The following is a 21,577-nucleotide window of genomic DNA, read 5'->3' as shown; positions in this document are numbered from 1 at the left end:
ATGGTCGATCTTTCTAACTATCGGAGCTGGAACTAAATTAAATAAGAAGCGAAGACAAATTTTCTTGTCTTCGCTTCTTGTATTTGTGTTCCAACGTATTGATTAAAACTAGATAAAAGGGTTACAATAGTGAATATTACCCTACTTGAACTTATTGCCTTTCATTATTAATTATTTGCCTTCCGTATTTTTTCCCTTTACCCATGAAAAAAGAGAATAACGTTAAAGTGTGGTGTCTGAATGAATTTGTCAATTGCAGCATTAGAAAACATGAAATTAAAAGAGTTATACGAGCTTGCGAAAGAATTTAAGATTTCGTATTATAGCAAGTTAACGAAAAAAGAGCTGATTTTTTCTATTTTGAAAGCTCGAGCAGAAAAAGAAGGTTTCTTTTTCATGGAAGGCGTATTAGAAATTATTCAATCAGAAGGATTTGGATTCCTACGTCCTATCAACTATTCTCCAAGCTCAGAAGATATTTATATCTCAGCTTCGCAAATTCGTCGTTTCGATTTACGTAATGGAGATAAGGTTTCTGGTAAAGTACGACCTCCGAAAGAAAATGAACGCTATTTTGGGTTATTACAAGTTGAAGCTGTAAACGGAGATGATCCAGATTCAGCAAAAGAGCGTGTGCATTTCCCTGCATTAACACCATTATACCCAGATCGCCAAATGAAATTGGAAACGGAACCGAAAAAGTTACCGACACGCATCATGGATTTAATCGCACCAGTTGGATTTGGACAACGTGGTTTAATTGTTGCGCCTCCAAAGGCTGGTAAAACAAGTCTATTAAAAGAAATCGCGCACAGTGTTACAACAAATCATCCGGAAGCAGAACTAATTGTACTTTTAATTGATGAGCGTCCAGAGGAAGTAACAGACATTGAACGTTCTGTTAAAGGAGATGTTGTAAGTTCTACTTTTGATGAAGTACCAGAAAATCATATTAAAGTAGCTGAGCTTGTGTTAGAACGTGCGATGCGTCTTGTAGAGCACAAGAAAGATGTTATCATTTTAATGGATAGTATTACCCGTTTAGCTCGAGCTTACAACCTCGTTATTCCACCAAGTGGTAGAACATTATCAGGTGGTATCGATCCAGCTGCCTTCCATAGACCGAAGCGTTTCTTTGGAGCTGCACGTAATATTGAAGAAGGCGGTAGCTTAACAATTTTAGCAACAGCCCTTGTTGATACAGGATCACGTATGGACGATGTTATTTACGAGGAATTTAAAGGAACTGGAAATATGGAACTTCACTTAGATCGTTCATTAGCTGAACGTCGTATCTTCCCAGCGATTGATATTCGTCGTTCTGGTACACGTAAAGAAGATCTATTAATTCCAAAAGAACATTTAGACAAGTTATGGGGCATTCGTAAGACAATGCGTGATACACCAGACTTTGTTGAAAGTTTCTTACGTAAGCTTCGTCAAACGAAGACAAATGAAGAGTTTTTACAAAACATTGTTGCAGACTCGAAAAGGTATGTAACAACTAAGTAAAGGGAAAAAATCAAGACTCGCTTATTTTATAGTAAGCGAGTTTTTTATGCTGTTTAGGTGATATTAAAGAGAGAAATAAGTGAAAGAACCTGAGTTAGTCAGAGCTGGATGAGCTCCCTCCAGCGGCTAGAATGGTCGATGGCTTCGCGTCTTCCTACAAGGTAAAAAGCACCTCTACGTCAGAAGCTCCATCCCCCTCCCATTCTGAACGAGCCGCTTCTGCTTTTAAATTGTATCTAGTTCCGACGGCTAGCTCTTCGTGTCTAAGAACCTCCCGCACTAAAGGTAAAAAGCACCTTTTGTGCGAGAGAACCTTAGCCGGTCAGAGCTAAACGAGCCGTCTACACTTTTAATTTCAAAAGACAAAAACAGGTAGTTGCAAAATGAAGTTAGCCTTGTTATAATTTCATCATATGTGTTTCATCAATATAGTTGTGTATGCAGCTGAAGATGAAAAACTCTGTTTCGAAAATGATTCAGGGCGGAAGGAGATGAAAAGAATGAAAGCAGGAATTCACCCAGATTACAAGAAAGTTGTATTCATGGACACAAACACAGGCTTCAAATTCTTAAGCGGATCTACTAAAGGATCTAACGAAACTGTTGAGTGGGAAGATGGTAACACTTATCCATTACTAAAAGTTGAGATCAGTTCTGATTCTCACCCATTCTACACTGGACGTCAGAAGTTTGCTACTGCAGACGGACGCGTTGACCGCTTCAATAAGAAATACGGTCTTAAGTAATAAAAACATAAAACAGGCAAGTGTATGTATTCGCTTGTCTGTTTTTTTTGCGAAAATATTATACCTTTACCCTACTTTTAACTGAAAAGTAGATGAAAGGAGAGCTTCATGTACTTAATAAATCAAAATGGCTGGATTGAAGTGATTTGCGGTAGTATGTTTTCTGGCAAGTCAGAAGAGCTAATCCGCCGTGTGCGCCGTACGCAATTTGCAAAACAACATGCAATTGTATTTAAACCATGTATTGATAATCGATATAGTGAAGAAGATGTTGTATCACATAACGGATTAAAGGTAAAAGCAGTTCCTGTTTCAGCTTCAAAGGATATATTTGAACATATTACAGAAGAGCTGGATGTTATTGCAATCGATGAGGTGCAATTTTTTGATGGGGACATTGTGGAAGTGGTGCAAGTATTGGCAAATCGTGGCTATCGTGTCATTGTAGCTGGTTTAGACCAAGATTTCCGTGGTCTACCATTTGGACAAGTTCCTCAGCTGATGGCGATTGCTGAACATGTGACAAAACTACAAGCAGTATGTTCTGTATGTGGATCTCCAGCAAGTCGTACGCAACGATTAATTGATGGAGAACCAGCGGCATTTGATGATCCAATTATTTTAGTTGGAGCTTCAGAATCGTATGAACCACGTTGTCGTCATTGTCATGCAGTACCTGCAAACAAAGATAAGTAAAACTCGCTGCGCAAGGCGGGTTTTTTTCAAAATAGAGAGTGTGAGTGGTGTGATCCGCTTACGCTTTTAAATATATCTAGTTCCGGTGGCTAGCTCTTCGCATCTAAGAACCTTCCGCCCGAAAGGTAAAAAGCACCTTTAGGTCGAAAGAACCTTAGTTGGTCAGAGCTGAAAGAGCCACTGCCACTTTTAAATATATTATCTAGCTCCAGCGGCTAGAATCTCCGGCCATTTCGCTCTCTCGCTCGAAGCAAAAAGCGCTTCAAGGTCGAGAGCTCCAATGGCCTGCAATTCTGAGCGAGCCGCTTGCGCTTTTAAATATAATTTGCGTTTTTTTGAGTAAGTACCATATACTATTTGTATTAGATACTAGGATGTAGAGGTGAATGATGTGTTAGATCGTTTGCAAGCTGTAGAAAATCGTTATGAGAAGTTAAATGAATTGTTAAGTGATCCAGCGATTATTAGTGATTCAAATAAGCTTCGTGAATATTCAAAGGAACAGTCTGATATACAGGAAACGGTAGAGGTGTATCGTGAGTATAAGGATGTTCGTGAGCAATTAAAAGATGCGAAAGCAATGTTAGAAGATAAGTTAGACGCAGAAATGCGTGAAATGGTAAAAGAAGAAGTTTCTGAGTTAGAATCACAAGATAAAACATTATCAGAGCGTCTGAAAATTTTACTTGTTCCAAAAGACCCTAATGATGATAAGAACGTTATCGTTGAGGTTCGTGGAGCTGCTGGTGGAGACGAGGCAGCTTTATTTGCTGGTGACTTATACCGTATGTATAGCCGTTACGCTGAGGTACAGGGCTGGAAAACGGAGATTATTGAGGCTAGCTATACAGAGTTAGGTGGATATAAAGAGATTATCTTTATGATTAATGGTAAAGGTGCTTTCGCGAAGCTGAAATTCGAGAATGGTGCTCACCGTGTACAACGTGTTCCTGAAACGGAATCTGGTGGACGTATTCATACATCTACAGCAACTGTAGCTGTATTACCAGAGGCAGAAGAAGTAGAAATTGATATTCATGAGAAAGATGTTCGTGTTGATACATTCGCTTCTAGTGGACCTGGTGGACAGAGCGTTAATACAACGATGTCAGCGGTGCGTTTAACGCATTTACCGACTGGTGTAGTTGTATCTTGTCAGGATGAGAAATCACAGATCAAGAATAAAGAAAAAGCGATGAAAGTATTACGCGCACGTGTTTATGATAAGTTTAGACAAGAAGCGCAAGCTGAGTATGATCAAAACCGTAAACAAGCTGTTGGTACGGGAGATCGTTCAGAGCGTATTCGTACGTATAACTTCCCGCAAAACCGTGTTACAGACCATCGAATCGGTTTAACGATTCAAAAGCTAGATCAAATCTTACAAGGTAAGTTAGATGATTTCATCAATGCCTTAGTGATGGAAGATCAGGCTCAAAAGATGGAGGCAGCTGAGTAATGCGTGTCTATGAAGCCCTGAAATGGGCTTCTTCTTTTTTACAGGAAAATGGACGAGATGAAAATGCGGGAGAAATTGTCCTTTGTCATGTATTAAAGGTGAACAGAACAGGATTACTTATGAATATGCGTGAAGAAATAACTGAGGAACAAGAGAAAAGCTTTACGGAGTTTATCCATAAGCATGTAGAAGGTATTCCTATTCAATATATGATTGGTTATGAAATGTTTTATGGACGGTCTTTCTTTGTGAATGAAGAAGTATTAATACCAAGGCCGGAAACAGAAGAGCTTATAGTGGGAGTATTAGAAAGAATCGAGCGCCATTTTGGTGATGAGAAACTACATGTAGCAGATATAGGTACAGGTAGTGGAGCGATTTCTATTACGCTTGCTTTAGAAAATAAAAATCTTCATGTGTATACAGTAGATATTGCACAAGAGTCGATTGAAGTTGCAAAAGAAAATGCAAAAGCTTTAGGTGCAGAAGTAACGTTCTATCACGGTGATTTATTGTCACCATTTCATAAAACGGGTCAAAAGCTAGATGTTGTTGTTTCAAATCCTCCATATATACCGGAAGAGGATTGGCGTGGTCTTTCTCCTGTTGTGAAAGAGCATGAGCCGAAGAGAGCACTTGTTGGTGGTGAAGACGGATTAGATTTCTATCGCCGTTTTATGGAAGAATTGCCGAATGTGTTGCAGAAGAAAGCGATTGTGGCGTTTGAAATTGGAGTAGGACAAGGTGAGGATGTAAAAAGATTGTTACAACAAGCTTTTCCACATGCTCATGTTGAAGTTGTTTTCGATATTAACGGAAAAGATCGTATGGTATTTGCAGAGATGGAGTAAGGTTCACACCTTACTCTATTTTTTTGTGGAAAAATTCATATAGATTTTGAATTTAATAGTTTAGAAAGATGAAAGTCTGTCCACACTGTTTGTAGAAGGGACGGTGGAGGAAATGAAAAAACAAGTTATTGCTTATCTTCTTATACTATTAATTGGTGCACAGTTACTTGTGCAGTTTGGATATATGAAAGCTGATGCGAAAGGGCCTTCAGTTATTCCGACAGAGGCCGTTCGATTACGAATTTTAGCAAATAGTGATTCAGATAAAGACCAGGCATTAAAGCGTAAAGTGCGTGATGAAGTAAAAGCACAAATTGATGGATGGGTAGCGGATTTAACTTCATTTGAAGAGGCGCGCAAAGTAATTCAAAGTCATATTCCAGAAATCGAGAAAACGGTGGAAAATACGTTAAAAAGAGAAGGAAGTAAAGAATCATTTCAAGTGAAATTTAGTAAGAATGTAAAGTTTCCTACAAAGGTATATGGGAATTTTATTTATCCGGCAGGGGAATATGAAGCAGTCTTAATTACAATTGGGGAAGGTGAAGGGGCAAACTGGTGGTGTGTATTATTTCCACCGATGTGTTTCTTAGATTTTTCAAGTGGTACAGCTGTAAGGAAAGAAGAACATGTTGTGAAGGCTGAATCTCCTGAAGAGGAGCAAGTAAAACAAATAGATAATGAAGAAGTAGTAAATTTAGAAGAGAAAAAAGAGGATGAGGTAAAAGAAACGAAAGTTGTAAAGCGGGAAGCAGTAAAAAAAGTAACAGCTTCTGAAAAGAAAGTAGTGAAAAATGAAACAAAAGTCGAAGAGCAGCCTGTAAGTAAAGAAGAAACGAAAAATGTGGAAAAAGTGGAGAAATCTGTGGAGAAAAAACAAGAAAAGCAAAATGAGTATGTAAAAGTAGAAGAGGAAGAAGAAAAGCCAGAAGTTAAATTGTTTATTGTAGAAGCTTTTACATCTTTATTCTCTAAATAGTACTATTAATAAATCCCTCCTCATATATAAAAATGAGGAGGGATTTATTATGAAGAAAGTGTATTTTGCTACGAAAGCAGATGTGGAAAGATTACATTCTTTTTTCGGACAAGCTAATAAAAAAGATGATAAAATAAATGAGTTGTACGCACAATTTATGATTTTGGAAGAGGCGGAAGAAATACGAGCTGTAATTGGTTATGAACAAAGTGGGGAAGATGTACTTATTCGTTCTTGTTTATTCACACCTCATGTGGATAAACAGACTTTCTTATATTTTTTTGAAATGTTTTTGCAGTATATGAAAGAAAAAAGTGTTCAACAATTGTACTTACTAACAAATCATCCACAATCTGTACCGATCTTTCAGTTCTTTGACTTTTTTACTATAGAAAAGGATGAGGTTCCAGAGGGAATTCAACAGCTAGAACATTTTTGTAAAAATATAAAAGAGCAGAATGCAATAATACTAAATTGTCAGCTATTCACAAAGTTATCCACGGATTAATTAGGTTTATCCACATTTTGTGGATAAACCTTGTTTGTCTTTTGGATAAATCTCATAGTAAACTAAAAATAGACAAGTATTTAAGGCTAGAAAAGGACGTGGAAAAAAATGCATACAAATATGTGGGTTGTGGATAATGTTGTGGAAAGAAAAAAATATTATCCACAGTTACAAGAAGCAGCAAAATTATTAAGAGAAAATGAGGCGGTTGCTTTCCCTACGGAAACAGTATATGGGTTAGGGGCAAACGCGATGGATGATGAAGCAATCGCGAAAATTTTCGAAGCGAAAGGAAGACCGAGTGATAATCCACTCATTGTCCACATAGGTACAAAATCTCAGTTAGATGGGATTGTGAAAGAAATTCCACCAGTTGCAGAAAAGTTAATGGCACATTTTTGGCCAGGACCATTAACAATTATTTTGCCGAGAAAAGAAGGAATTTCAGAGAAGGTGACGGCAGGACTTAATACGGTTGGAGTAAGAATGCCTGATCATCCAATTGCACTTGCTCTTATTGAAGAGGCGAATGTACCTGTTGCGGCACCAAGTGCGAATCGTTCAGGGCGTCCAAGTCCAACATTAGCTTCTCACGTATATGAAGATTTGAATGGGAAGATTGCAGGTATTGTTGATGGTGGTGCAACTGGAGTAGGCGTTGAATCAACTGTAATTGATTGTACAAGCACGGTTCCAACAATATTACGTCCAGGTGGGATTACGAAAGAACAATTAGAAGCGGTGATAGGTACTGTTTCTTTAGATCCAGCTTTAAAGGATGAGAAGGAAAAACCGAAATCGCCTGGAATGAAATACACACATTATGCGCCGAAAGCACCACTTAGTATTGTCGAGGGCTCACGTGAGTTTATTCAGCATCTTGTGGATGAGAAAAAGAAAGAAGGATTTAAAGTAGGCGTATTAACGACAGAAGAGTATCAGCATGTATATAGTGCAGATGTTATATTATCTTGTGGTGTTAGAAGTGACTTAGCTAGCGTTGCGACTAAATTATATGATGTACTTAGAACATTTGATGCAAGTGAAGTGGATGTTATTTTTAGTGAGTCATTCCCTAATGAAGGAATAGGGAATGCAATTATGAATCGTTTAACAAAAGCGGCAGGACATCATATTATTATTGAATGATAAGGTAAGATTAGCAAACAGAATATTTCTCCTTGGATAAGCATATTGTGAAGTAGCACGTCCAAGGAGGGGCATGAATGACGTTTGAACAGCTAATACCTTTAATAATTATGGCATTCGCCTTAGGGATGGATGCGTTCTCGGTGAGTCTTGGTATGGGGATGATGCCCCTAAAGTTAAGACAAATCCTGTATATTGGTATGACGATAGGGATATTTCATATTATTATGCCGTTTATAGGAATGGTACTAGGTCGTTTTTTATCAGAGAAATATGGAGATATCGCACATTTTGCGGGTGCTATTTTATTAATCGGACTAGGGTTTTATATCGTATATTCGACCATTTTACAAAATGAAGAGACTAGAACTGCCCCTATTGGAATTAGTTTATTCGTATTTGCATTTGGCGTCAGTATAGATAGTTTCTCAGTAGGGCTTAGTCTTGGTATTTATGGGGCACAGACAATTATTACGATTTTACTTTTTGGATTTGTTAGCATGTTATTAGCGTGGATTGGTTTATTAATTGGGAGACATGCGAAAGATATGCTCGGTACATACGGTGAGATAGTAGGTGGTATCATTTTGGTTGGGTTTGGATTATATATCCTTTTTCCTATATAATTTTATGTAGGAGGGAATTATGAACAAGCTATTGGAATGGTATGTTAAATTTTTAACCTTCTTTCCTCGATGGCTAAGAAGACTTATAATTTGGGGTATTATTTTGCAAATTTCGATGTTAGGTTGGATTAAGTTAATTCGTGAATGGTGAGATAGTTCCTTTCTGTGAATATTTTGTTTGTACTATATTTATTACGCTAAAAATTACAGATATAGAAAGGATGAGATGAATGACGAGATTGAAGCAAGTTTTTGGTATTATTATTAGTTTTTTTGTTTTTTGGTTTAGTATGCTCGGTGTACAAATGTTTGCTGAGTTTTTAGATATTGAGTCATTGAAATTTGTTGCGGGAAAGACTGAGGCGGCGCGTGCTTTTTACTCTCCGTACCCGTTTTTAATTGTTTTTCTTATTACATTGCTTTCCCTATACTTCTTCGTAATTAAGCTAGGGAAGCCGAAAAAAGAGAAAATGCCTACTTTAGAGGAAAAGAAGGAAGAATTACAATGATAAAATCCCCTGCTAAAAAGCAGGGGATTTTATATTTGAGTGATGGGAGGAATCTAGCTGCCTCCACTTTTAGATATTATCCAGCTTCAGCGGCTAGAATGGTCGGTGGCTTCGCGTCTTCCTACGAGGTAAAAAGCACCTTTTGTGCGAGAGAACCTTAGCTGGTCAGAGCTAAACGGGCCACTTCCACTTTTAGATATTATCCAGCTTCAGCGGCTAGAATCTCCGGTCATTTCGCTCTCTCGCATGAAGCAAAAAGCGCTTCAAGGTCGAGAGCTCCAATGCCCTGCGATTCTGAACGAGCCGCTTCCGCTTTTAGATTGGCCTAACTAATTCAAATTGTTCTCCTAATTTTGCATAGTTGTGTCCTGCTAGGCGGCTTATTGGTTTGAGTCCTTCGGCGTGAATGCGCCCTTTTTCATATAGATGTTCGGCAACGTGGAAACGAACGACGCGTCCAATTAGTAGATCACAAGCTGGTGAGTCTTCCGTTCCGCCAAGTGGAATTGCACGTTCTAATACGCATTCCATTCGAATATTTGCTTCTTTTACACCTGGAACAGAGATGACTTCACTTTCGATTGGTGTTAGTTTTGCTAGTTCAATTTCACTTTCATTTGGCGGGAGGTTAGCTGCTGTTTCGTTAATTGCTGCTACATACGATTCGTCAGAAATATGTACGACAAATTCTCCTTTTTCAATTGCGTTTCGGGAAGTGTCCTTTCTTTCTCCTGCTTTTCGTTGTACAGATACTGAGATAAGTGGTGGATTAGCAGCGACAATATTGAAATAACTATATGGTGCTCCGTTTAGTACACCTTCTTTTGTTACAGAAGTAACGAATGCGACAGGACGAGGGATGATACTTCCGGTAAGTAATTTGTAATTATCTTTTTCAGTTTGTTCATTTGGATTAATGGATAACATGCTTGTAATCCCCTTTCTAAATATGAATACTTATTGTTTGTTTACAAGATAACGATGAGAAAATCCTGCTGGAAATAATATTTTGTTTCATAAAAAGAACTTACTTCAATTGTAATGAAGTAAGTTCTTTTTCAAGAATCTCAAATTTGAGATAAAAATTAAAGTAAAACGTATGCCCCAGGCCCGATTAAAGCTACACCAACAGCGACAGCGATTAACATTAAGTTATATTCATATCCGTTTTGTGTTACCCAGTAACCATTTTTTCCGTGAACAGTGAAGATAGCCATTAACATTGTTCCAACGATAAATAATGAACCAACTACAATGAAAATACCTGATGCGAATAAGAAACCACCTAGTAATTCAGTTGCGCCAGCCATAAATGCCATAAATACACCAGGACGTAAACCGATTGACTCCATCCAGCCACCTGTTCCTTTTAAACCGTAACCGCCGAACCAACCAAATAATTTTTGAGCGCCATGACCCATGAATGTAATTCCTATAATAAGACGAATAATAAGTAGACCGAAATCCATCATTTTTAAAACCTCCTAAAAGTTATTAACTTACCTTACGTAAGTAATAATAAAATAGTTACTTACTATAGTCAAGTGGATTTTGAAAAAAGTTTGAATTAAATTTTACAAATTAACAACAAAAAATAAAATGTAGTAAAGACCTCTAGACAAGTTGGGCAAAAAAAGAGAAAATATAAATAGAAGTTAACTTCTAATTGTTATTCAGACAATCAGAATTGACTGGAATTTTGTGAAGCGCTACAATAAGAGTCTATTAGTAATGACATAATTTATTTCGAAAGCGTTTTTACAGCATAATATTCGAAGTATGAAGTCTTACATGTATCCCGAGTTTTACTAGGGATTGCCCTATAAACTTTTAGGTAAATTATAAGGAGGACTATCCTATGTTTAAAAAATTATTCGGTCTTGGTTCAAAAACAAATGAAGAAACAATCGTAGCTCCATTAACTGGAGCAGTGAAAAATATTGAAGAAGTACCAGATCCAGTATTTGCTGGTCGTATGATGGGTGACGGTGTTGCAATTGATCCTACTGAAGGTGTAGTTGTATCTCCAGTTGATGGTGAAATCGTACAATTATTCCACACAAAACATGCTATCGGAATTAAAGCGAAAAACGGTACAGAAATTCTAATCCACGTTGGATTAGAAACTGTAAAAATGGAAGGTGAAGGTTTCGAAGCTCACGTTTCTGAAGGCCAAGCTGTAAAAGCTGGAGATAAATTAATCTCATTCGACTTAGAATTAATCCGTGAAAAAGCGAAAAGCACAATTACTCCAATTGTTATTACAAACACAGATGCAGCTGAGTCTATTAAGACAACTGTAGGCGTAGCAGCTACAAAAGGTTCAACAGAAGTAATGAAAGTTACAATGAAATAATTGCAATATAAGAGGAATCCGTTTCGTATGAAATGGATTCCTTATTTTTGTTGCGTGTTCAGTATGTATGTTAAAATACTCTAGGCACTTGGAAATAGGGTTTCACATATATGTGGATAAGGCGCATTTTTCTTAGAAAAAATATAAGAGAAATGCGCCTTTTGTATATTCACATTTCTTTTGTTCTATTCTAATGTAAGTTATGATGAATGATAAGAAATCGAATATAGGGGTGGGTTTGAATGAAACGAGTGTTATTTGTTTGTACTGGCAATACATGTCGTAGTCCAATGGCTGAGGCGTTGCTTCGTCATCACGGAGGAGATAAGTTTGAAGTGCAATCTGCTGGTGTTTTCGCCTATCCTGGGAGCGATGCATCGGTACATGCGAAGGAAGCCTTAGCTGAAAAAGGAATTTCAATTGATCATGCGGCGCAGCAAGTAAATGAAACTTTGCTTGATTGGGCTGATATTGTCGTAACGATGACAGAAAACCATAAGCAAATTGTACTTGGGCATTATCCGAGCGTTGAAAAGAAATTAAATACGTTATATGGATTAACTGAAGGTATAGGCAAGGACATTTCAGATCCATTTGGAGGCTCGCTTTCTATTTATAAAGAAACGTTAGATGAGATGGAAAAACTTGTACAAACTTTACTGAAAAAACATTCAGTAGGTTGATGTTTCGTGTATAATACGATATTGGAGATCACTTCTTCCTATATGAGGTAGCGAGTGTGAAATGAAGATAATTGATTGAAACTTTGGAGGGGTAAAAATGAAAGTAGTAATAGCATCTGATCACGGCGGTATGAATATCCGCAAAGAACTTGTAAATTTATTAGAAGAGTTAAATATTGAATATATTGATTTAGGTTGTGAATGTGAAGCTGGTTCTGTTGATTACCCTGACTTTGCGTTTCCAGCAGCTGAAATGGTAGCGAATGGTGAAGTAGATCGTGGTATCTTAGTTTGTGGGACAGGCATTGGTATGTCAATCGCAGCAAACAAAGTAAATGGTATCCGTTGTGCGTTAGTTCATGATACTTTCAGCGCGAAAGCGACGAGAGAGCATAATGACACTAACATGCTAGCAATGGGCGAGCGTGTAATTGGTGCTGGTCTAGCGCGTGATATCGCGAAAATCTGGTTAACAACTGATTATGAAGGTGGTCGTCACGAAAACCGCGTAGGAAAAATTAAAACATACGAAACAAAGTAATAGATTCTAACTATCAGTAGTGTGAAATATAATTTGGTGAACCAACCTGTGAAAGGAAGAGGCGTAATGACAGAAATCGTAAAGGTAAGAGAACAGCTACAAATGTCGCTTTCTGATTTCCAAGAACAAGCTTCATTACAAAGCGGTCAAATTTTTGTAGTGGGTTGTAGCACGAGCGAAGTGCTAGGCGAAAGAATTGGAACATCAGGAACGATGGAAGTAGCAGAGGCGATTTTCTCTGAGTTAAAACAATTTCAAGAGCAAACAGGTATTGAATTAGCGTTTCAATGTTGTGAGCATTTAAACCGTGCTTTAGTAGTTGAGAGAGAAGTAGCGATAAAATATCAATTTGAAATTGTAACAGTTACGCCTGTTAGATCAGCAGGTGGTGCATTGGGGACATATGCGTATCACAATTTGAAAGATCCGGTAGTAGTTGAGTTTATTAAAGCTGATGCAGGAATGGATATTGGTGATACATTTATCGGTATGCATTTAAAGCATGTAGCTGTTCCGGTTCGTACAAATGTGAAGGAAATTGGAAGTGCGCATGTAACGATGGCCAAAACACGTGGAAAACTAATTGGTGGAGCACGTGCTGTCTATGCGGCAGTGGAAGAGACTACCACTTGCCGTTAAATATGAGAAATTAGGAAGTCATATAGTACCTGTTTATCATAAGATAAAAGGTATGTTGTCTGACTTTATAATAGAAGAAAGAAAAGACCGATTTTCGGTCTTTTTTTTCTTTTATGATATAGAAAGTCATGTTAGAATGTAGTTGAAAACATGAAGGTTCGAAAGAATTACAACCTGAATTTTCGTTTTTTCTGAATAAATAAGAAAAAACTGTTGGGAATCGATGTAATTCGTTCAGAAAAGGGGGATTTTGGTGGATCATTTAAAACGTCAAGATGAAAAGGTATTTGCTGCAATTGAGGCAGAACTAGGAAGACAGCGTTCAAAGATTGAGTTAATTGCTTCGGAAAACTTTGTAAGTGAAGCAGTAATGGAGGCACAAGGTTCTGTTTTAACGAATAAGTATGCTGAAGGATATCCTGGAAAACGTTACTATGGTGGCTGTGAACACGTAGACGTAGTAGAAGATATCGCACGTGATCGCGTGAAAGAAATTTTCGGCGCAGAGCACGTAAATGTTCAACCACACTCTGGTGCACAAGCGAACATGGCAGTATACTTCACGATTTTAGAGCAAGGCGATACAGTACTTGGTATGAACTTATCTCATGGTGGTCACTTAACACACGGAAGCCCTGTTAACTTCAGTGGAGTACAATATAATTTCGTAGAATATGGCGTGGATGCTGACTCTCACCGTATTAATTACGATGATGTATTAGCAAAAGCGAAAGAACATAAACCAAAATTAATCGTTGCAGGTGCAAGTGCATACCCTCGTGTTATCGATTTCAAGCGATTCCGTGAGATTGCAGATGAAGTGGGCGCTTATTTAATGGTTGATATGGCACATATCGCAGGTTTAGTAGCTGCTGGTTTACATCCAAATCCAGTACCACATGCACATTTCGTTACAACGACAACACATAAAACGTTACGTGGTCCGCGTGGTGGTATGATTTTATGTGAAGAGCAATTTGCAAAACAAATTGATAAATCAATCTTCCCTGGTATTCAAGGTGGTCCACTTATGCACGTAATCGCTGCAAAAGCTGTTGCATTTGGTGAAGCACTTCAAGATGATTTCAAAACATATGCACAAAATATCATTAACAATGCGAACCGCTTAGCTGAAGGTCTTCAAAAAGAAGGACTTACACTTGTTTCTGGCGGAACAGACAATCACTTAATCTTGATTGATGTTCGTAACTTAGAAATCACAGGTAAAGTAGCAGAGCACGTATTAGATGAAGTTGGTATTACAGTGAACAAAAATACAATTCCATTTGAAACAGCAAGCCCATTTGTAACAAGTGGTGTACGTATCGGTACAGCAGCTGTAACATCTCGTGGTTTTGGTTTAGAAGAAATGGATGAAATTGCGTCACTTATTGCTTATACATTAAAAAATCATGAAAATGAAGCTGCATTAGAAGAAGCACGTAAGCGTGTAGAAGCGTTAACTAGCAAATTCCCAATGTATCCAAATCTATAATAGATTGAAGAAGACTGCCGAGACTTAATTGTTTTGGCGGTCTTTTTTTTGGACATATATTATTTTTAAAGTATGTATACAAATGATGAATAAATTTTGGCGATATAATGAAGGATACAGCTCCCATAATTGGTAAAGATACTAGATAGATTCATTGTAAAATCATGATTTTGCCAAATTTGCCCTTGAATATTAGTAGCGTTTTCTTTACAATCGTAAATAGTGTAAAAAAGCGTGCAAACGCATGAATATCATCTAAAGGAGAGATTCACATGGGAAAACTGTATGTATTTGATCACCCGTTAATTCAACATAAGATTACATATATTCGCGATAAGAATACAGGTACGAAAGATTTTCGTGAATTAGTGGACGAAGTAGCAAGCTTAATGGCTTTCGAAATTACTCGCGACCTTCCACTTAAGGACATTGAAATTGAAACACCTGTAAGCAAAGCGACAACAAAAGTGATCGCTGGTAAAAAACTTGGTTTAATTCCGATTTTACGTGCAGGTTTAGGAATGGTTGATGGAATTCTGAAATTAATTCCAGCAGCAAAAGTAGGACACGTTGGTTTATACCGTGACCCTAAAACATTGCAACCGGTAGAATACTATGTGAAACTTCCAACGGATGTAGAAGAGCGTGACTTTATCGTACTAGATCCGATGCTAGCAACAGGTGGTTCTGCGGCTGAAGCAATTAACTCTCTGAAAAAGCGCGGTGCGAAACAAATTAAATTAATGTGTATCGTTGCAGCTCCAGAAGGGGTAAAAGTAGTACAAGAAGAACATCCTGATGTTGATATTTATGTAGCAGCATTAGATGAGAAATTAAATGACCACGGATATGTAGTACCAGGTCTTGGTGATGCTGGTGACCGTTTATTCGGAACGAAGTAAGACAACTGACGAGCAGGGGAGATTCCCCAGCTCGTCTTTTTTGCTGTAAGCAAGTAGGGGAGGGGGAGAGGATAAATATACATCGTATATACAACATAAGTTGCATACACCTCACATATAATATAGAAGTCTTACGTCTGAGGAACACTATATTATGGAAGAAAAGCGTTATATCTCGAAAATATAATAGTGACAAACTTGTGAACATTTCCTTCTATTATAAAGAGAAAACTGTTAGAAATTGCATATATGTAACCAGTATTTAGAAGGGGAACGTTTTCATTTTTGGGAGGAAATGCCTAATACTCAAATTTTTAGATTTTTTACGATTTCTCGTTGACACTGTTAATACCCTATTGTATGCTAACAACGGGGATAGATGGTAGGGCTTTCAGTGACAAAATTACATCTATTCCGTGACGAAAATGTAAACTTTTTGTTTTGTATAGGATTTATGCAAAAAAATGAGTTATTATTAACACATCGTGAATGAGGGTTACATATTGGAGGGATGAATCCTTGCAAAAAAACGATCGCAGCCATATAAAAGCTTATGCTTTAATGTCAGGTATTCTTGCTCAATTAGTCGGTTCTATTCTTGTTGGAATCTTTGGTGGGCAGTGGATTGATAATAAGGTTGGAACGTTTCCGTTGTTTCTTATTATAGGGTTATTACTCGGACTAGGAACAGGGGTATACGCAATGATTCGACTCATTCGACATTACTATTCGGGAGAGCAATGATGATAGACGTACATGGACTTGTCCAAAGACAAAAGAAATATATGTACTACTTGCTTGCGCTTCTAGTGCTAGGATGGGGATTTACCTCTTACAAGGATGTATTTCTTGGACTGATTATCGGTACGATTTTCAGTTTTCTTAGTTTGCGCATCATTGCACGTAGAACAGACAAGCTGCTAGATCGCGTAACAAATGGAGAAAACGTGAAGTTCAAGGCAACAGCGGTAAGTACATATTCAAGATTCGCCACGATTGGGTTATTAATTTTATTTGCAGCCAAATATCAAGAGTTAATCGCGATGTGGGGCCTAGGTGTAGGATTGCTGACAGGATACCTTGTCATGATCATAGATTTTCTTTATTTAGAGTATAAGAGCAGGGAAGAGAGGTGAATTACTAGTGGAACACGGTAAATTAGTTGAATTTCTAGGTTTAACGTTCGATTTGTCATCAGTTATGATGGTTACTGTAGCAGCAGTTATTGTTTTCTTAATCGCTGTTATCGGAACTCGCAGCTTAGCTCTTCGCCCAACCGGGATGCAAAACTTCATGGAATGGGTGTTTGACTTCGTGAAAGGGATTATCAATAGTACGATGGACTGGAAAACAGGTGGACGTTTCTTAACGCTTGGCGTTACGCTTATCATGTTTATCATCGTATCGAACTTCCTTGGTTTACCATTCATGTATTCAGCAACTGAAGCTGGCGAACATATTGCATGGTGGAGATCACCAACGTCTGATCCAGCAGTTACATTAACATTAGCCGTGATGGTAGTTACCCTCACCCATTATTATGGAATTAAGATGAAGGGTACGAAAGAGTACGTAAAAGGTTATTTCCAACCTATGAAATTCTTATTCCCATTAAAGGTTATTGAGGAGTTTGCTAACACATTAACGTTAGGTCTTCGTTTATTTGGTAACATTTATGCAGGTGAGATCTTATTAGGATTACTTGCTAAGTTGGGCGGAGCATCAGTCCTTGGGGCATTAGGTGCGCTTGTACCAATGTTAGCATGGATGGGATTCAGTGTATTCGTTGGATCAATCCAAGCATTTATTTTCGTTATGTTAACGATGGTTTATATGGCTCATAAAGTAAGCCATGACCATTAATATAATTTAAGTAAGAAAAAATTTATTTTTTTATAATACAAAGGAGGACAAATTAAATGAGTTTAGGTGTAATCGCAGCTGCAATTGCAATTGGTTTATCAGCATTAGGTGCAGGTATTGGTAACGGTCTTATCGTATCACGTACAATCGAAGGTGTTGCTCGTCAACCAGAATTAAAAGGCGCACTTCAAACAATTATGTTCATCGGGGTTGCTTTAGTTGAGGCACTTCCAATCATCGGTGTAGTTATTGCATTCATCGTAATGAACAAATAAGGGAGACTCCCCTTACATAGATGGCGAAGAGTGTTTTTCCGAACTTTCTTCGCCATTGCTTTATGAACGAAACGTATGTCTTTTTTTTCATATGATCAATTTAGATATTTTGAAGGGAGTGAATCCTTGTGCCAACTTTATTATTAGGAGCTTCCATTCCATTTGGAACGATTGCTTATACATTGTTCATTTTCTTACTTCTATTAGTAATGCTACGCAAATTTGCGTGGGGTCCTTTAATGGGAATTATGAAAGAACGTGAAGAGCACGTTGCTAATGAAATCGACGCTGCAGAAAGAAATAATGCTGAAGCGAAGAAATTAGTAGAAGAACAACGTGAGATGTTAAAACAATCGCGTGTTGAAGCACAAGAGTTAATCGAAAGAGCGAAAAAGCAAGCTGTAGATCAAAAGGATGTTATTGTTGCTGCTGCGAAAGAAGAAGCAGAATCAATTAAAGCATCTGCTGTACAAGAAATTCAACGCGAAAAAGAGCAAGCAATTGCTGCTTTACAAGAACAAGTCGCTTCTTTATCTGTTCAAATTGCTTCTAAAGTAATTGAAAAAGAATTAAAAGAAGAAGATCAAGTGAAGTTAATTCGCGATTATATTAAAGAAGTAGGAGAAGCGCGATGAGCAATGGGATTGTAGCAAAACGTTATGCTGTCGCTCTTTTTAAAATTGCAAAAGAAAAACACGTATTAGAAATGTTTGAAGAGGAATTACGCCTTGTACAAAACGTTTATGTAAAGAACGGAGAACTACATAGCTTTTTAACGCAACCGAACATTTCAAAGGAACAAAAGAAAACGTTTCTTGCAAACGTATTCGGATCTGTTTCTGAATCTATTTTAAATACGTTATATATTTTAATTGATAACAAACGCATTGATATCTTACCTGAAATTGCAGATGAATATGTTGTTCTTGCTAATGAAGAACGTAACGTAGCGGATGCAACTGTATATTCTACTCGTCTTCTATCAGAAGAAGAGAAGCTTAACATTGCTGAAGCATTTGCAAAGAGAACGGGAAAAGATGCAATTCGCGTGAAAAATGTTGTAGATGAAGATTTACTAGGCGGAATTAAAGTACGTATTGGAAATCGCATTTATGACGGAAGTTTACAAGGAAAATTAGCACGTATTCAGCGTGAATTAATGAAGAATAGATAGGGGTGAAGCACATGAGCATCAGAGCTGAAGAAATTAGCGCACTGATAAAGCAACAAATCGAGAACTATCAGTCTGAAATCGAAGTTAGTGATGTTGGTACAGTTATCCAAGTTGGTGACGGTATCGCGCGTGCTCATGGTCTTGATAACGTTATGGCTGGTGAACTTGTAGAGTTCTCTAACGGCGTTATGGGACTAGCACAAAACTTAGAGGAAAACAACGTAGGTATTATCATTTTAGGACCTTACACAGAAATCCGTGAAGGTGACGAAGTTCGTCGTACTGGTCGCATCATGCAAGTACCAGTAGGAAAAGAACTAATTGGTCGTGTTGTAAACCCATTAGGTCAACCAGTTGATGGTTTAGGCCCAATCAATACAACAAACACTCGTCCAATCGAAAGTCCAGCACCAGGTGTAATGGATCGTAAATCTGTTCATGAGCCACTTCAAACAGGTATTAAAGCGATCGATGCTCTTGTACCAATTGGCCGTGGTCAACGTGAGTTAATCATTGGTGACCGTCAAACTGGTAAAACAGCAGTTGCACTTGATACAATCATTAACCAAAAAGATGAAGACATGATTTGTATCTACGTAGCAATTGGACAAAAAGAATCAACTGTACGTAACGTAGTAGAAACACTACGTAAGCACGGTGCATTAGAATACACAATCGTTGTAACTGCATCTGCTTCTCAACCAGCTCCATTATTATACCTAGCTCCTTATGCTGGTGTAACAATGGGTGAAGAGTTCATGTACAATGGTAAACACGTATTAGTAGTATATGATGACTTATCAAAACAAGCAGCGGCTTACCGTGAGCTGTCATTACTATTACGTCGTCCTCCAGGTCGTGAAGCTTACCCAGGGGATGTATTCTACTTACATTCTCGCTTATTAGAGCGTGCAGCAAAATTAAGTGATGCAAAAGGCGGCGGTTCTTTAACTGCACTACCTTTCATCGAAACACAAGCAGGGGACGTATCAGCATACATCCCAACAAACGTAATTTCTATTACGGATGGACAAATCTTCTTACAATCTGACCTATTCTTCTCTGGCGTACGTCCAGCGATCGATGCGGGTACTTCTGTATCTCGTGTAGGTGGATCTGCTCAGATTAAAGCAATGAGTAAAGTATCAGGTACACTTCGTCTTGACCTTGCATCTTACCGTGAGTTAGAAGCGTTCGCTCAGTTCGGTTCTGACCTTGATAAAGCAACTCAAGCGAAATTAAACCGTGGTGCTCGTACTGTTGAGGTATTAAAACAAGGATTACACAAACCGTTACGTGTAGAGAAACAAGTTATCATTCTTTACGCTTTAACACGTGGATTCCTAGATGATATCCCAGTAGTAGATATCACTCGTTTTGAAGAAGAATTCCATGCTTGGTTAGATTCTAATGCGACTGACTTATTAGAAGAAATCCGCACAACTAAGAAACTTGCGGATGACGACAAATTTGCAGCAGCAATCAATGGATTTAAAAAAGTATTCGTAGCTTCTGAATAATAAAAGCGGAAGCGGCTCGTTCAAGCCGCTGGAGCTAGATAGTATATATAAAAGGCATCTCGGGCTCTGAGATTGCTAAAGGTCATGTAAAGGAAAAGAGTAGGTGCACCTATTCTTTTCCTTCAATCATGAGCAAGAATATCTTGCAACGTAGATTAGGAAGAGGATTCTTACTAATCGTGCCAACTTCCGGAAAAAAGGTGGTGAAAACCTGTGGCATCTTTACGCGATATAAAAGCGAAGATTAACTCGACAAAGAAAACGAGTCAAATTACGAAAGCGATGGAGATGGTATCTGCATCTAAGTTAAACCGTGCAGAGCAAAATGCTAAATCTTTCGTTCCGTATATGGAAAAGATTCAAGAAGTAGTAGCGAGCATTGCGCAAGGAAGCAAAGGGATTAATCATCCAATGCTAAATGCGCGTCCTGTAAAGCGTACAGGATACATCGTTATTACGTCTGATCGCGGACTAGCAGGTGGTTATAACAGTAACGTATTACGTACAGTAAGTAACGTAATTCGTGAACGTCATAATATGGATTCAAACCAATATTCTATTATTGTGCTTGGACGACTAGGACGTGATTATTTAAAACGTCGCGGCTTTAACATTATTGATGAAGTAGTTGGATTATCTGACCACCCATCATTTACTGATATTAAAGACCTTGCTTCTCGAGCAATTGCGATGTTCGCAGATGGTGCTTATGATGAGCTGTACATTTACTACAACCATTACGTAAGTAAAATTTCACAAGAGGTAACGGAAAATAAAATTTTACCGCTTACTGATGTGGCGTCTGACAAACCGACGACAGCTTATGAATTCGAACCTTCTGAAGAAGAAATTTTAAAAGTACTATTGCCACAATACGCAGAAAGCTTAGTGTACGGTGCATTACTAGACGGTAAAGCAAGTGAGCACGCAGCGCGTATGACAGCAATGAAGAGTGCTACAGACAACGCAATGGAAGTTATCGATTCACTTACACTTTCATTCAACCGTGCGCGTCAGGCAGCGATTACGCAAGAAATTACGGAAATCGTTGGTGGAGCAGCAGCGTTAGAATAGTATTAAAAAGCGGAAGCGGT

The 21,577-nt window shown here is 38.0% G+C and carries 28 protein-coding genes; 26 read left to right on the top strand and 2 right to left on the bottom strand.

The window, feature by feature from the left end:
- Positions 1 to 240: 240 nt before the first annotated feature.
- The 11 genes from rho to M1D73_RS27070 all read left to right on the top strand — a co-directional run bounded on the left by rho (position 241) and on the right by M1D73_RS27070 (position 9,035).
- Entirely contained in the window at positions 241 to 1,512 is a 1,272-nt protein-coding gene (rho, locus tag M1D73_RS27120; RefSeq protein WP_001053903.1) for a transcription termination factor Rho, read from the top strand.
- A gap of 500 nt (positions 1,513 to 2,012) precedes the next feature.
- Positions 2,013 to 2,258 (top strand): type B 50S ribosomal protein L31, encoded by a 246-nt coding sequence (locus M1D73_RS27115; RefSeq protein ID WP_000643433.1) that lies wholly within the window; start codon positions 2,013 to 2,015, stop codon positions 2,256 to 2,258.
- 108 nt (positions 2,259 to 2,366) lie between these two features.
- Positions 2,367 to 2,954, top strand: a complete 588-nt coding sequence (locus tag M1D73_RS27110) for a thymidine kinase (RefSeq protein WP_000280859.1) — start codon at positions 2,367 to 2,369, stop codon at positions 2,952 to 2,954.
- A 391-nt stretch (positions 2,955 to 3,345) separates the two neighbouring features.
- Entirely contained in the window at positions 3,346 to 4,413 is a 1,068-nt protein-coding gene (gene prfA / locus M1D73_RS27105) for a peptide chain release factor 1 (RefSeq protein ID WP_000887064.1), read from the top strand.
- A complete protein-coding gene (gene prmC, locus M1D73_RS27100) occupies positions 4,413 to 5,264 on the top strand; it encodes a peptide chain release factor N(5)-glutamine methyltransferase (protein ID WP_001267065.1) in 852 nt (283 codons plus the stop codon). The genes prfA and prmC overlap by 1 nt, the downstream gene beginning before the upstream one ends.
- Before the next feature lie 112 nt (positions 5,265 to 5,376).
- Positions 5,377 to 6,243 (top strand): stage II sporulation protein R, encoded by an 867-nt coding sequence (spoIIR, locus tag M1D73_RS27095; protein WP_098212642.1) that lies wholly within the window; start codon positions 5,377 to 5,379, stop codon positions 6,241 to 6,243.
- A gap of 49 nt (positions 6,244 to 6,292) precedes the next feature.
- Complete coding sequence (locus tag M1D73_RS27090) at positions 6,293 to 6,751, top strand: GNAT family N-acetyltransferase (protein WP_000758437.1); 459 nt, start codon at positions 6,293 to 6,295, stop codon at positions 6,749 to 6,751.
- Positions 6,752 to 6,859: 108 nt separating this feature from the next.
- On the top strand, positions 6,860 to 7,900 hold the full coding sequence (locus M1D73_RS27085; protein ID WP_000557353.1) for an L-threonylcarbamoyladenylate synthase: 1,041 nt from the start codon (positions 6,860 to 6,862) through the stop codon (positions 7,898 to 7,900).
- A 77-nt stretch (positions 7,901 to 7,977) separates the two neighbouring features.
- Positions 7,978 to 8,526, top strand: a complete 549-nt coding sequence (locus M1D73_RS27080; RefSeq protein WP_000142475.1) for a manganese efflux pump MntP — start codon at positions 7,978 to 7,980, stop codon at positions 8,524 to 8,526.
- A 19-nt stretch (positions 8,527 to 8,545) separates the two neighbouring features.
- Positions 8,546 to 8,677, top strand: a complete 132-nt coding sequence (locus M1D73_RS27075) for a hypothetical protein (RefSeq protein ID WP_001037634.1) — start codon at positions 8,546 to 8,548, stop codon at positions 8,675 to 8,677.
- A gap of 79 nt (positions 8,678 to 8,756) precedes the next feature.
- On the top strand, positions 8,757 to 9,035 hold the full coding sequence (locus M1D73_RS27070) for a DUF3935 domain-containing protein (protein WP_000197472.1): 279 nt from the start codon (positions 8,757 to 8,759) through the stop codon (positions 9,033 to 9,035).
- Between the two features lie 315 nt (positions 9,036 to 9,350).
- Here M1D73_RS27070 and M1D73_RS27065 read toward each other — a convergent pair whose 3' ends face one another.
- Both M1D73_RS27065 and M1D73_RS27060 read right to left on the bottom strand, forming a co-directional pair.
- Positions 9,351 to 9,962 carry a flavin reductase family protein gene (locus M1D73_RS27065; RefSeq protein ID WP_000949054.1) on the bottom strand — a complete coding sequence of 204 codons (612 nt, stop codon included), beginning with the start codon at positions 9,960 to 9,962 and terminating at the stop codon, positions 9,351 to 9,353.
- Between the two features lie 158 nt (positions 9,963 to 10,120).
- The gene (locus M1D73_RS27060) at positions 10,121 to 10,507 is read right to left on the bottom strand and encodes a DoxX family protein (protein WP_000968616.1); all 387 of its coding nucleotides are present in this window, start codon (positions 10,505 to 10,507) and stop codon (positions 10,121 to 10,123) included.
- A 386-nt stretch (positions 10,508 to 10,893) separates the two neighbouring features.
- On the opposite strand from M1D73_RS27060, the gene M1D73_RS27055 reads away from it, so the two are divergent.
- The 15 genes from M1D73_RS27055 to atpG all read left to right on the top strand — a co-directional run bounded on the left by M1D73_RS27055 (position 10,894) and on the right by atpG (position 21,557).
- Positions 10,894 to 11,391 carry a PTS sugar transporter subunit IIA gene (locus M1D73_RS27055; RefSeq protein ID WP_000473665.1) on the top strand — a complete coding sequence of 166 codons (498 nt, stop codon included), beginning with the start codon at positions 10,894 to 10,896 and terminating at the stop codon, positions 11,389 to 11,391.
- A 242-nt stretch (positions 11,392 to 11,633) separates the two neighbouring features.
- Complete coding sequence (locus M1D73_RS27050; protein ID WP_000832373.1) at positions 11,634 to 12,074, top strand: low molecular weight protein arginine phosphatase; 441 nt, start codon at positions 11,634 to 11,636, stop codon at positions 12,072 to 12,074.
- A 97-nt stretch (positions 12,075 to 12,171) separates the two neighbouring features.
- On the top strand, positions 12,172 to 12,615 hold the full coding sequence (gene rpiB, locus M1D73_RS27045; protein WP_000869538.1) for a ribose 5-phosphate isomerase B: 444 nt from the start codon (positions 12,172 to 12,174) through the stop codon (positions 12,613 to 12,615).
- Between the two features lie 66 nt (positions 12,616 to 12,681).
- The gene (locus tag M1D73_RS27040; protein WP_000136374.1) at positions 12,682 to 13,254 is read left to right on the top strand and encodes a TIGR01440 family protein; all 573 of its coding nucleotides are present in this window, start codon (positions 12,682 to 12,684) and stop codon (positions 13,252 to 13,254) included.
- Positions 13,255 to 13,507: 253 nt separating this feature from the next.
- Entirely contained in the window at positions 13,508 to 14,749 is a 1,242-nt protein-coding gene (glyA, locus tag M1D73_RS27035; RefSeq protein WP_000349805.1) for a serine hydroxymethyltransferase, read from the top strand.
- Between the two features lie 272 nt (positions 14,750 to 15,021).
- Positions 15,022 to 15,651, top strand: coding sequence for a uracil phosphoribosyltransferase (gene upp, locus M1D73_RS27030; RefSeq protein WP_000517539.1), 630 nt, complete (start codon positions 15,022 to 15,024; stop codon positions 15,649 to 15,651).
- Positions 15,652 to 16,030: 379 nt separating this feature from the next.
- Entirely contained in the window at positions 16,031 to 16,144 is a 114-nt protein-coding gene (locus M1D73_RS27025; RefSeq protein WP_000232962.1) for a DUF4024 domain-containing protein, read from the top strand.
- 26 nt (positions 16,145 to 16,170) lie between these two features.
- Complete coding sequence (locus M1D73_RS27020) at positions 16,171 to 16,395, top strand: AtpZ/AtpI family protein (RefSeq protein WP_001171223.1); 225 nt, start codon at positions 16,171 to 16,173, stop codon at positions 16,393 to 16,395.
- A complete protein-coding gene (locus M1D73_RS27015; protein ID WP_000567600.1) occupies positions 16,395 to 16,787 on the top strand; it encodes an ATP synthase subunit I in 393 nt (130 codons plus the stop codon). The genes M1D73_RS27020 and M1D73_RS27015 overlap by 1 nt, the downstream gene beginning before the upstream one ends.
- A gap of 7 nt (positions 16,788 to 16,794) precedes the next feature.
- Positions 16,795 to 17,514, top strand: coding sequence for a F0F1 ATP synthase subunit A (gene atpB / locus M1D73_RS27010; protein WP_000399871.1), 720 nt, complete (start codon positions 16,795 to 16,797; stop codon positions 17,512 to 17,514).
- 56 nt (positions 17,515 to 17,570) lie between these two features.
- A complete protein-coding gene (gene atpE / locus M1D73_RS27005) occupies positions 17,571 to 17,789 on the top strand; it encodes a F0F1 ATP synthase subunit C (protein ID WP_000052064.1) in 219 nt (72 codons plus the stop codon).
- Positions 17,790 to 17,917: 128 nt separating this feature from the next.
- A complete protein-coding gene (atpF, locus tag M1D73_RS27000) occupies positions 17,918 to 18,424 on the top strand; it encodes a F0F1 ATP synthase subunit B (RefSeq protein ID WP_001142624.1) in 507 nt (168 codons plus the stop codon).
- The gene (gene atpH, locus M1D73_RS26995) at positions 18,421 to 18,963 is read left to right on the top strand and encodes a F0F1 ATP synthase subunit delta (protein ID WP_000064683.1); all 543 of its coding nucleotides are present in this window, start codon (positions 18,421 to 18,423) and stop codon (positions 18,961 to 18,963) included. The genes atpF and atpH overlap by 4 nt, the downstream gene beginning before the upstream one ends.
- Positions 18,964 to 18,974: 11 nt before the next feature.
- Positions 18,975 to 20,483 (top strand): F0F1 ATP synthase subunit alpha, encoded by a 1,509-nt coding sequence (gene atpA, locus M1D73_RS26990; protein WP_000027518.1) that lies wholly within the window; start codon positions 18,975 to 18,977, stop codon positions 20,481 to 20,483.
- Positions 20,484 to 20,696: 213 nt separating this feature from the next.
- A complete protein-coding gene (gene atpG / locus M1D73_RS26985; protein WP_000157696.1) occupies positions 20,697 to 21,557 on the top strand; it encodes a F0F1 ATP synthase subunit gamma in 861 nt (286 codons plus the stop codon).
- Positions 21,558 to 21,577 lie beyond the last annotated feature (20 nt).

Source organism: Bacillus sp. PK3-067 (assembly GCF_056738645.1).
This window is presented reverse-complemented; position numbering and strand designations above follow the sequence as displayed.

Coding starts and splice junctions, on each gene's coding strand:
- M1D73_RS27025 (WP_000232962.1), top strand. CDS start 16,031: ATGGTAGGGCTTTCAGTGACAAAATTACATCTATTCCGTGACGAAAAT.
- M1D73_RS27085 (WP_000557353.1), top strand. CDS start 6,860: ATGCATACAAATATGTGGGTTGTGGATAATGTTGTGGAAAGAAAAAAA.
- prmC (WP_001267065.1), top strand. CDS start 4,413: ATGCGTGTCTATGAAGCCCTGAAATGGGCTTCTTCTTTTTTACAGGAA.
- atpA (WP_000027518.1), top strand. CDS start 18,975: ATGAGCATCAGAGCTGAAGAAATTAGCGCACTGATAAAGCAACAAATC.
- atpH (WP_000064683.1), top strand. CDS start 18,421: ATGAGCAATGGGATTGTAGCAAAACGTTATGCTGTCGCTCTTTTTAAA.
- M1D73_RS27040 (WP_000136374.1), top strand. CDS start 12,682: ATGACAGAAATCGTAAAGGTAAGAGAACAGCTACAAATGTCGCTTTCT.
- spoIIR (WP_098212642.1), top strand. CDS start 5,377: ATGAAAAAACAAGTTATTGCTTATCTTCTTATACTATTAATTGGTGCA.
- rho (WP_001053903.1), top strand. CDS start 241: ATGAATTTGTCAATTGCAGCATTAGAAAACATGAAATTAAAAGAGTTA.
- M1D73_RS27055 (WP_000473665.1), top strand. CDS start 10,894: ATGTTTAAAAAATTATTCGGTCTTGGTTCAAAAACAAATGAAGAAACA.
- M1D73_RS27050 (WP_000832373.1), top strand. CDS start 11,634: ATGAAACGAGTGTTATTTGTTTGTACTGGCAATACATGTCGTAGTCCA.
- M1D73_RS27090 (WP_000758437.1), top strand. CDS start 6,293: ATGAAGAAAGTGTATTTTGCTACGAAAGCAGATGTGGAAAGATTACAT.
- M1D73_RS27110 (WP_000280859.1), top strand. CDS start 2,367: ATGTACTTAATAAATCAAAATGGCTGGATTGAAGTGATTTGCGGTAGT.
- M1D73_RS27065 (WP_000949054.1), bottom strand. CDS start 9,962: ATGTTATCCATTAATCCAAATGAACAAACTGAAAAAGATAATTACAAA.
- M1D73_RS27070 (WP_000197472.1), top strand. CDS start 8,757: ATGACGAGATTGAAGCAAGTTTTTGGTATTATTATTAGTTTTTTTGTT.
- M1D73_RS27060 (WP_000968616.1), bottom strand. CDS start 10,507: ATGATGGATTTCGGTCTACTTATTATTCGTCTTATTATAGGAATTACA.
- upp (WP_000517539.1), top strand. CDS start 15,022: ATGGGAAAACTGTATGTATTTGATCACCCGTTAATTCAACATAAGATT.
- atpE (WP_000052064.1), top strand. CDS start 17,571: ATGAGTTTAGGTGTAATCGCAGCTGCAATTGCAATTGGTTTATCAGCA.
- M1D73_RS27115 (WP_000643433.1), top strand. CDS start 2,013: ATGAAAGCAGGAATTCACCCAGATTACAAGAAAGTTGTATTCATGGAC.
- M1D73_RS27015 (WP_000567600.1), top strand. CDS start 16,395: ATGATAGACGTACATGGACTTGTCCAAAGACAAAAGAAATATATGTAC.
- M1D73_RS27075 (WP_001037634.1), top strand. CDS start 8,546: ATGAACAAGCTATTGGAATGGTATGTTAAATTTTTAACCTTCTTTCCT.
- M1D73_RS27080 (WP_000142475.1), top strand. CDS start 7,978: ATGACGTTTGAACAGCTAATACCTTTAATAATTATGGCATTCGCCTTA.
- rpiB (WP_000869538.1), top strand. CDS start 12,172: ATGAAAGTAGTAATAGCATCTGATCACGGCGGTATGAATATCCGCAAA.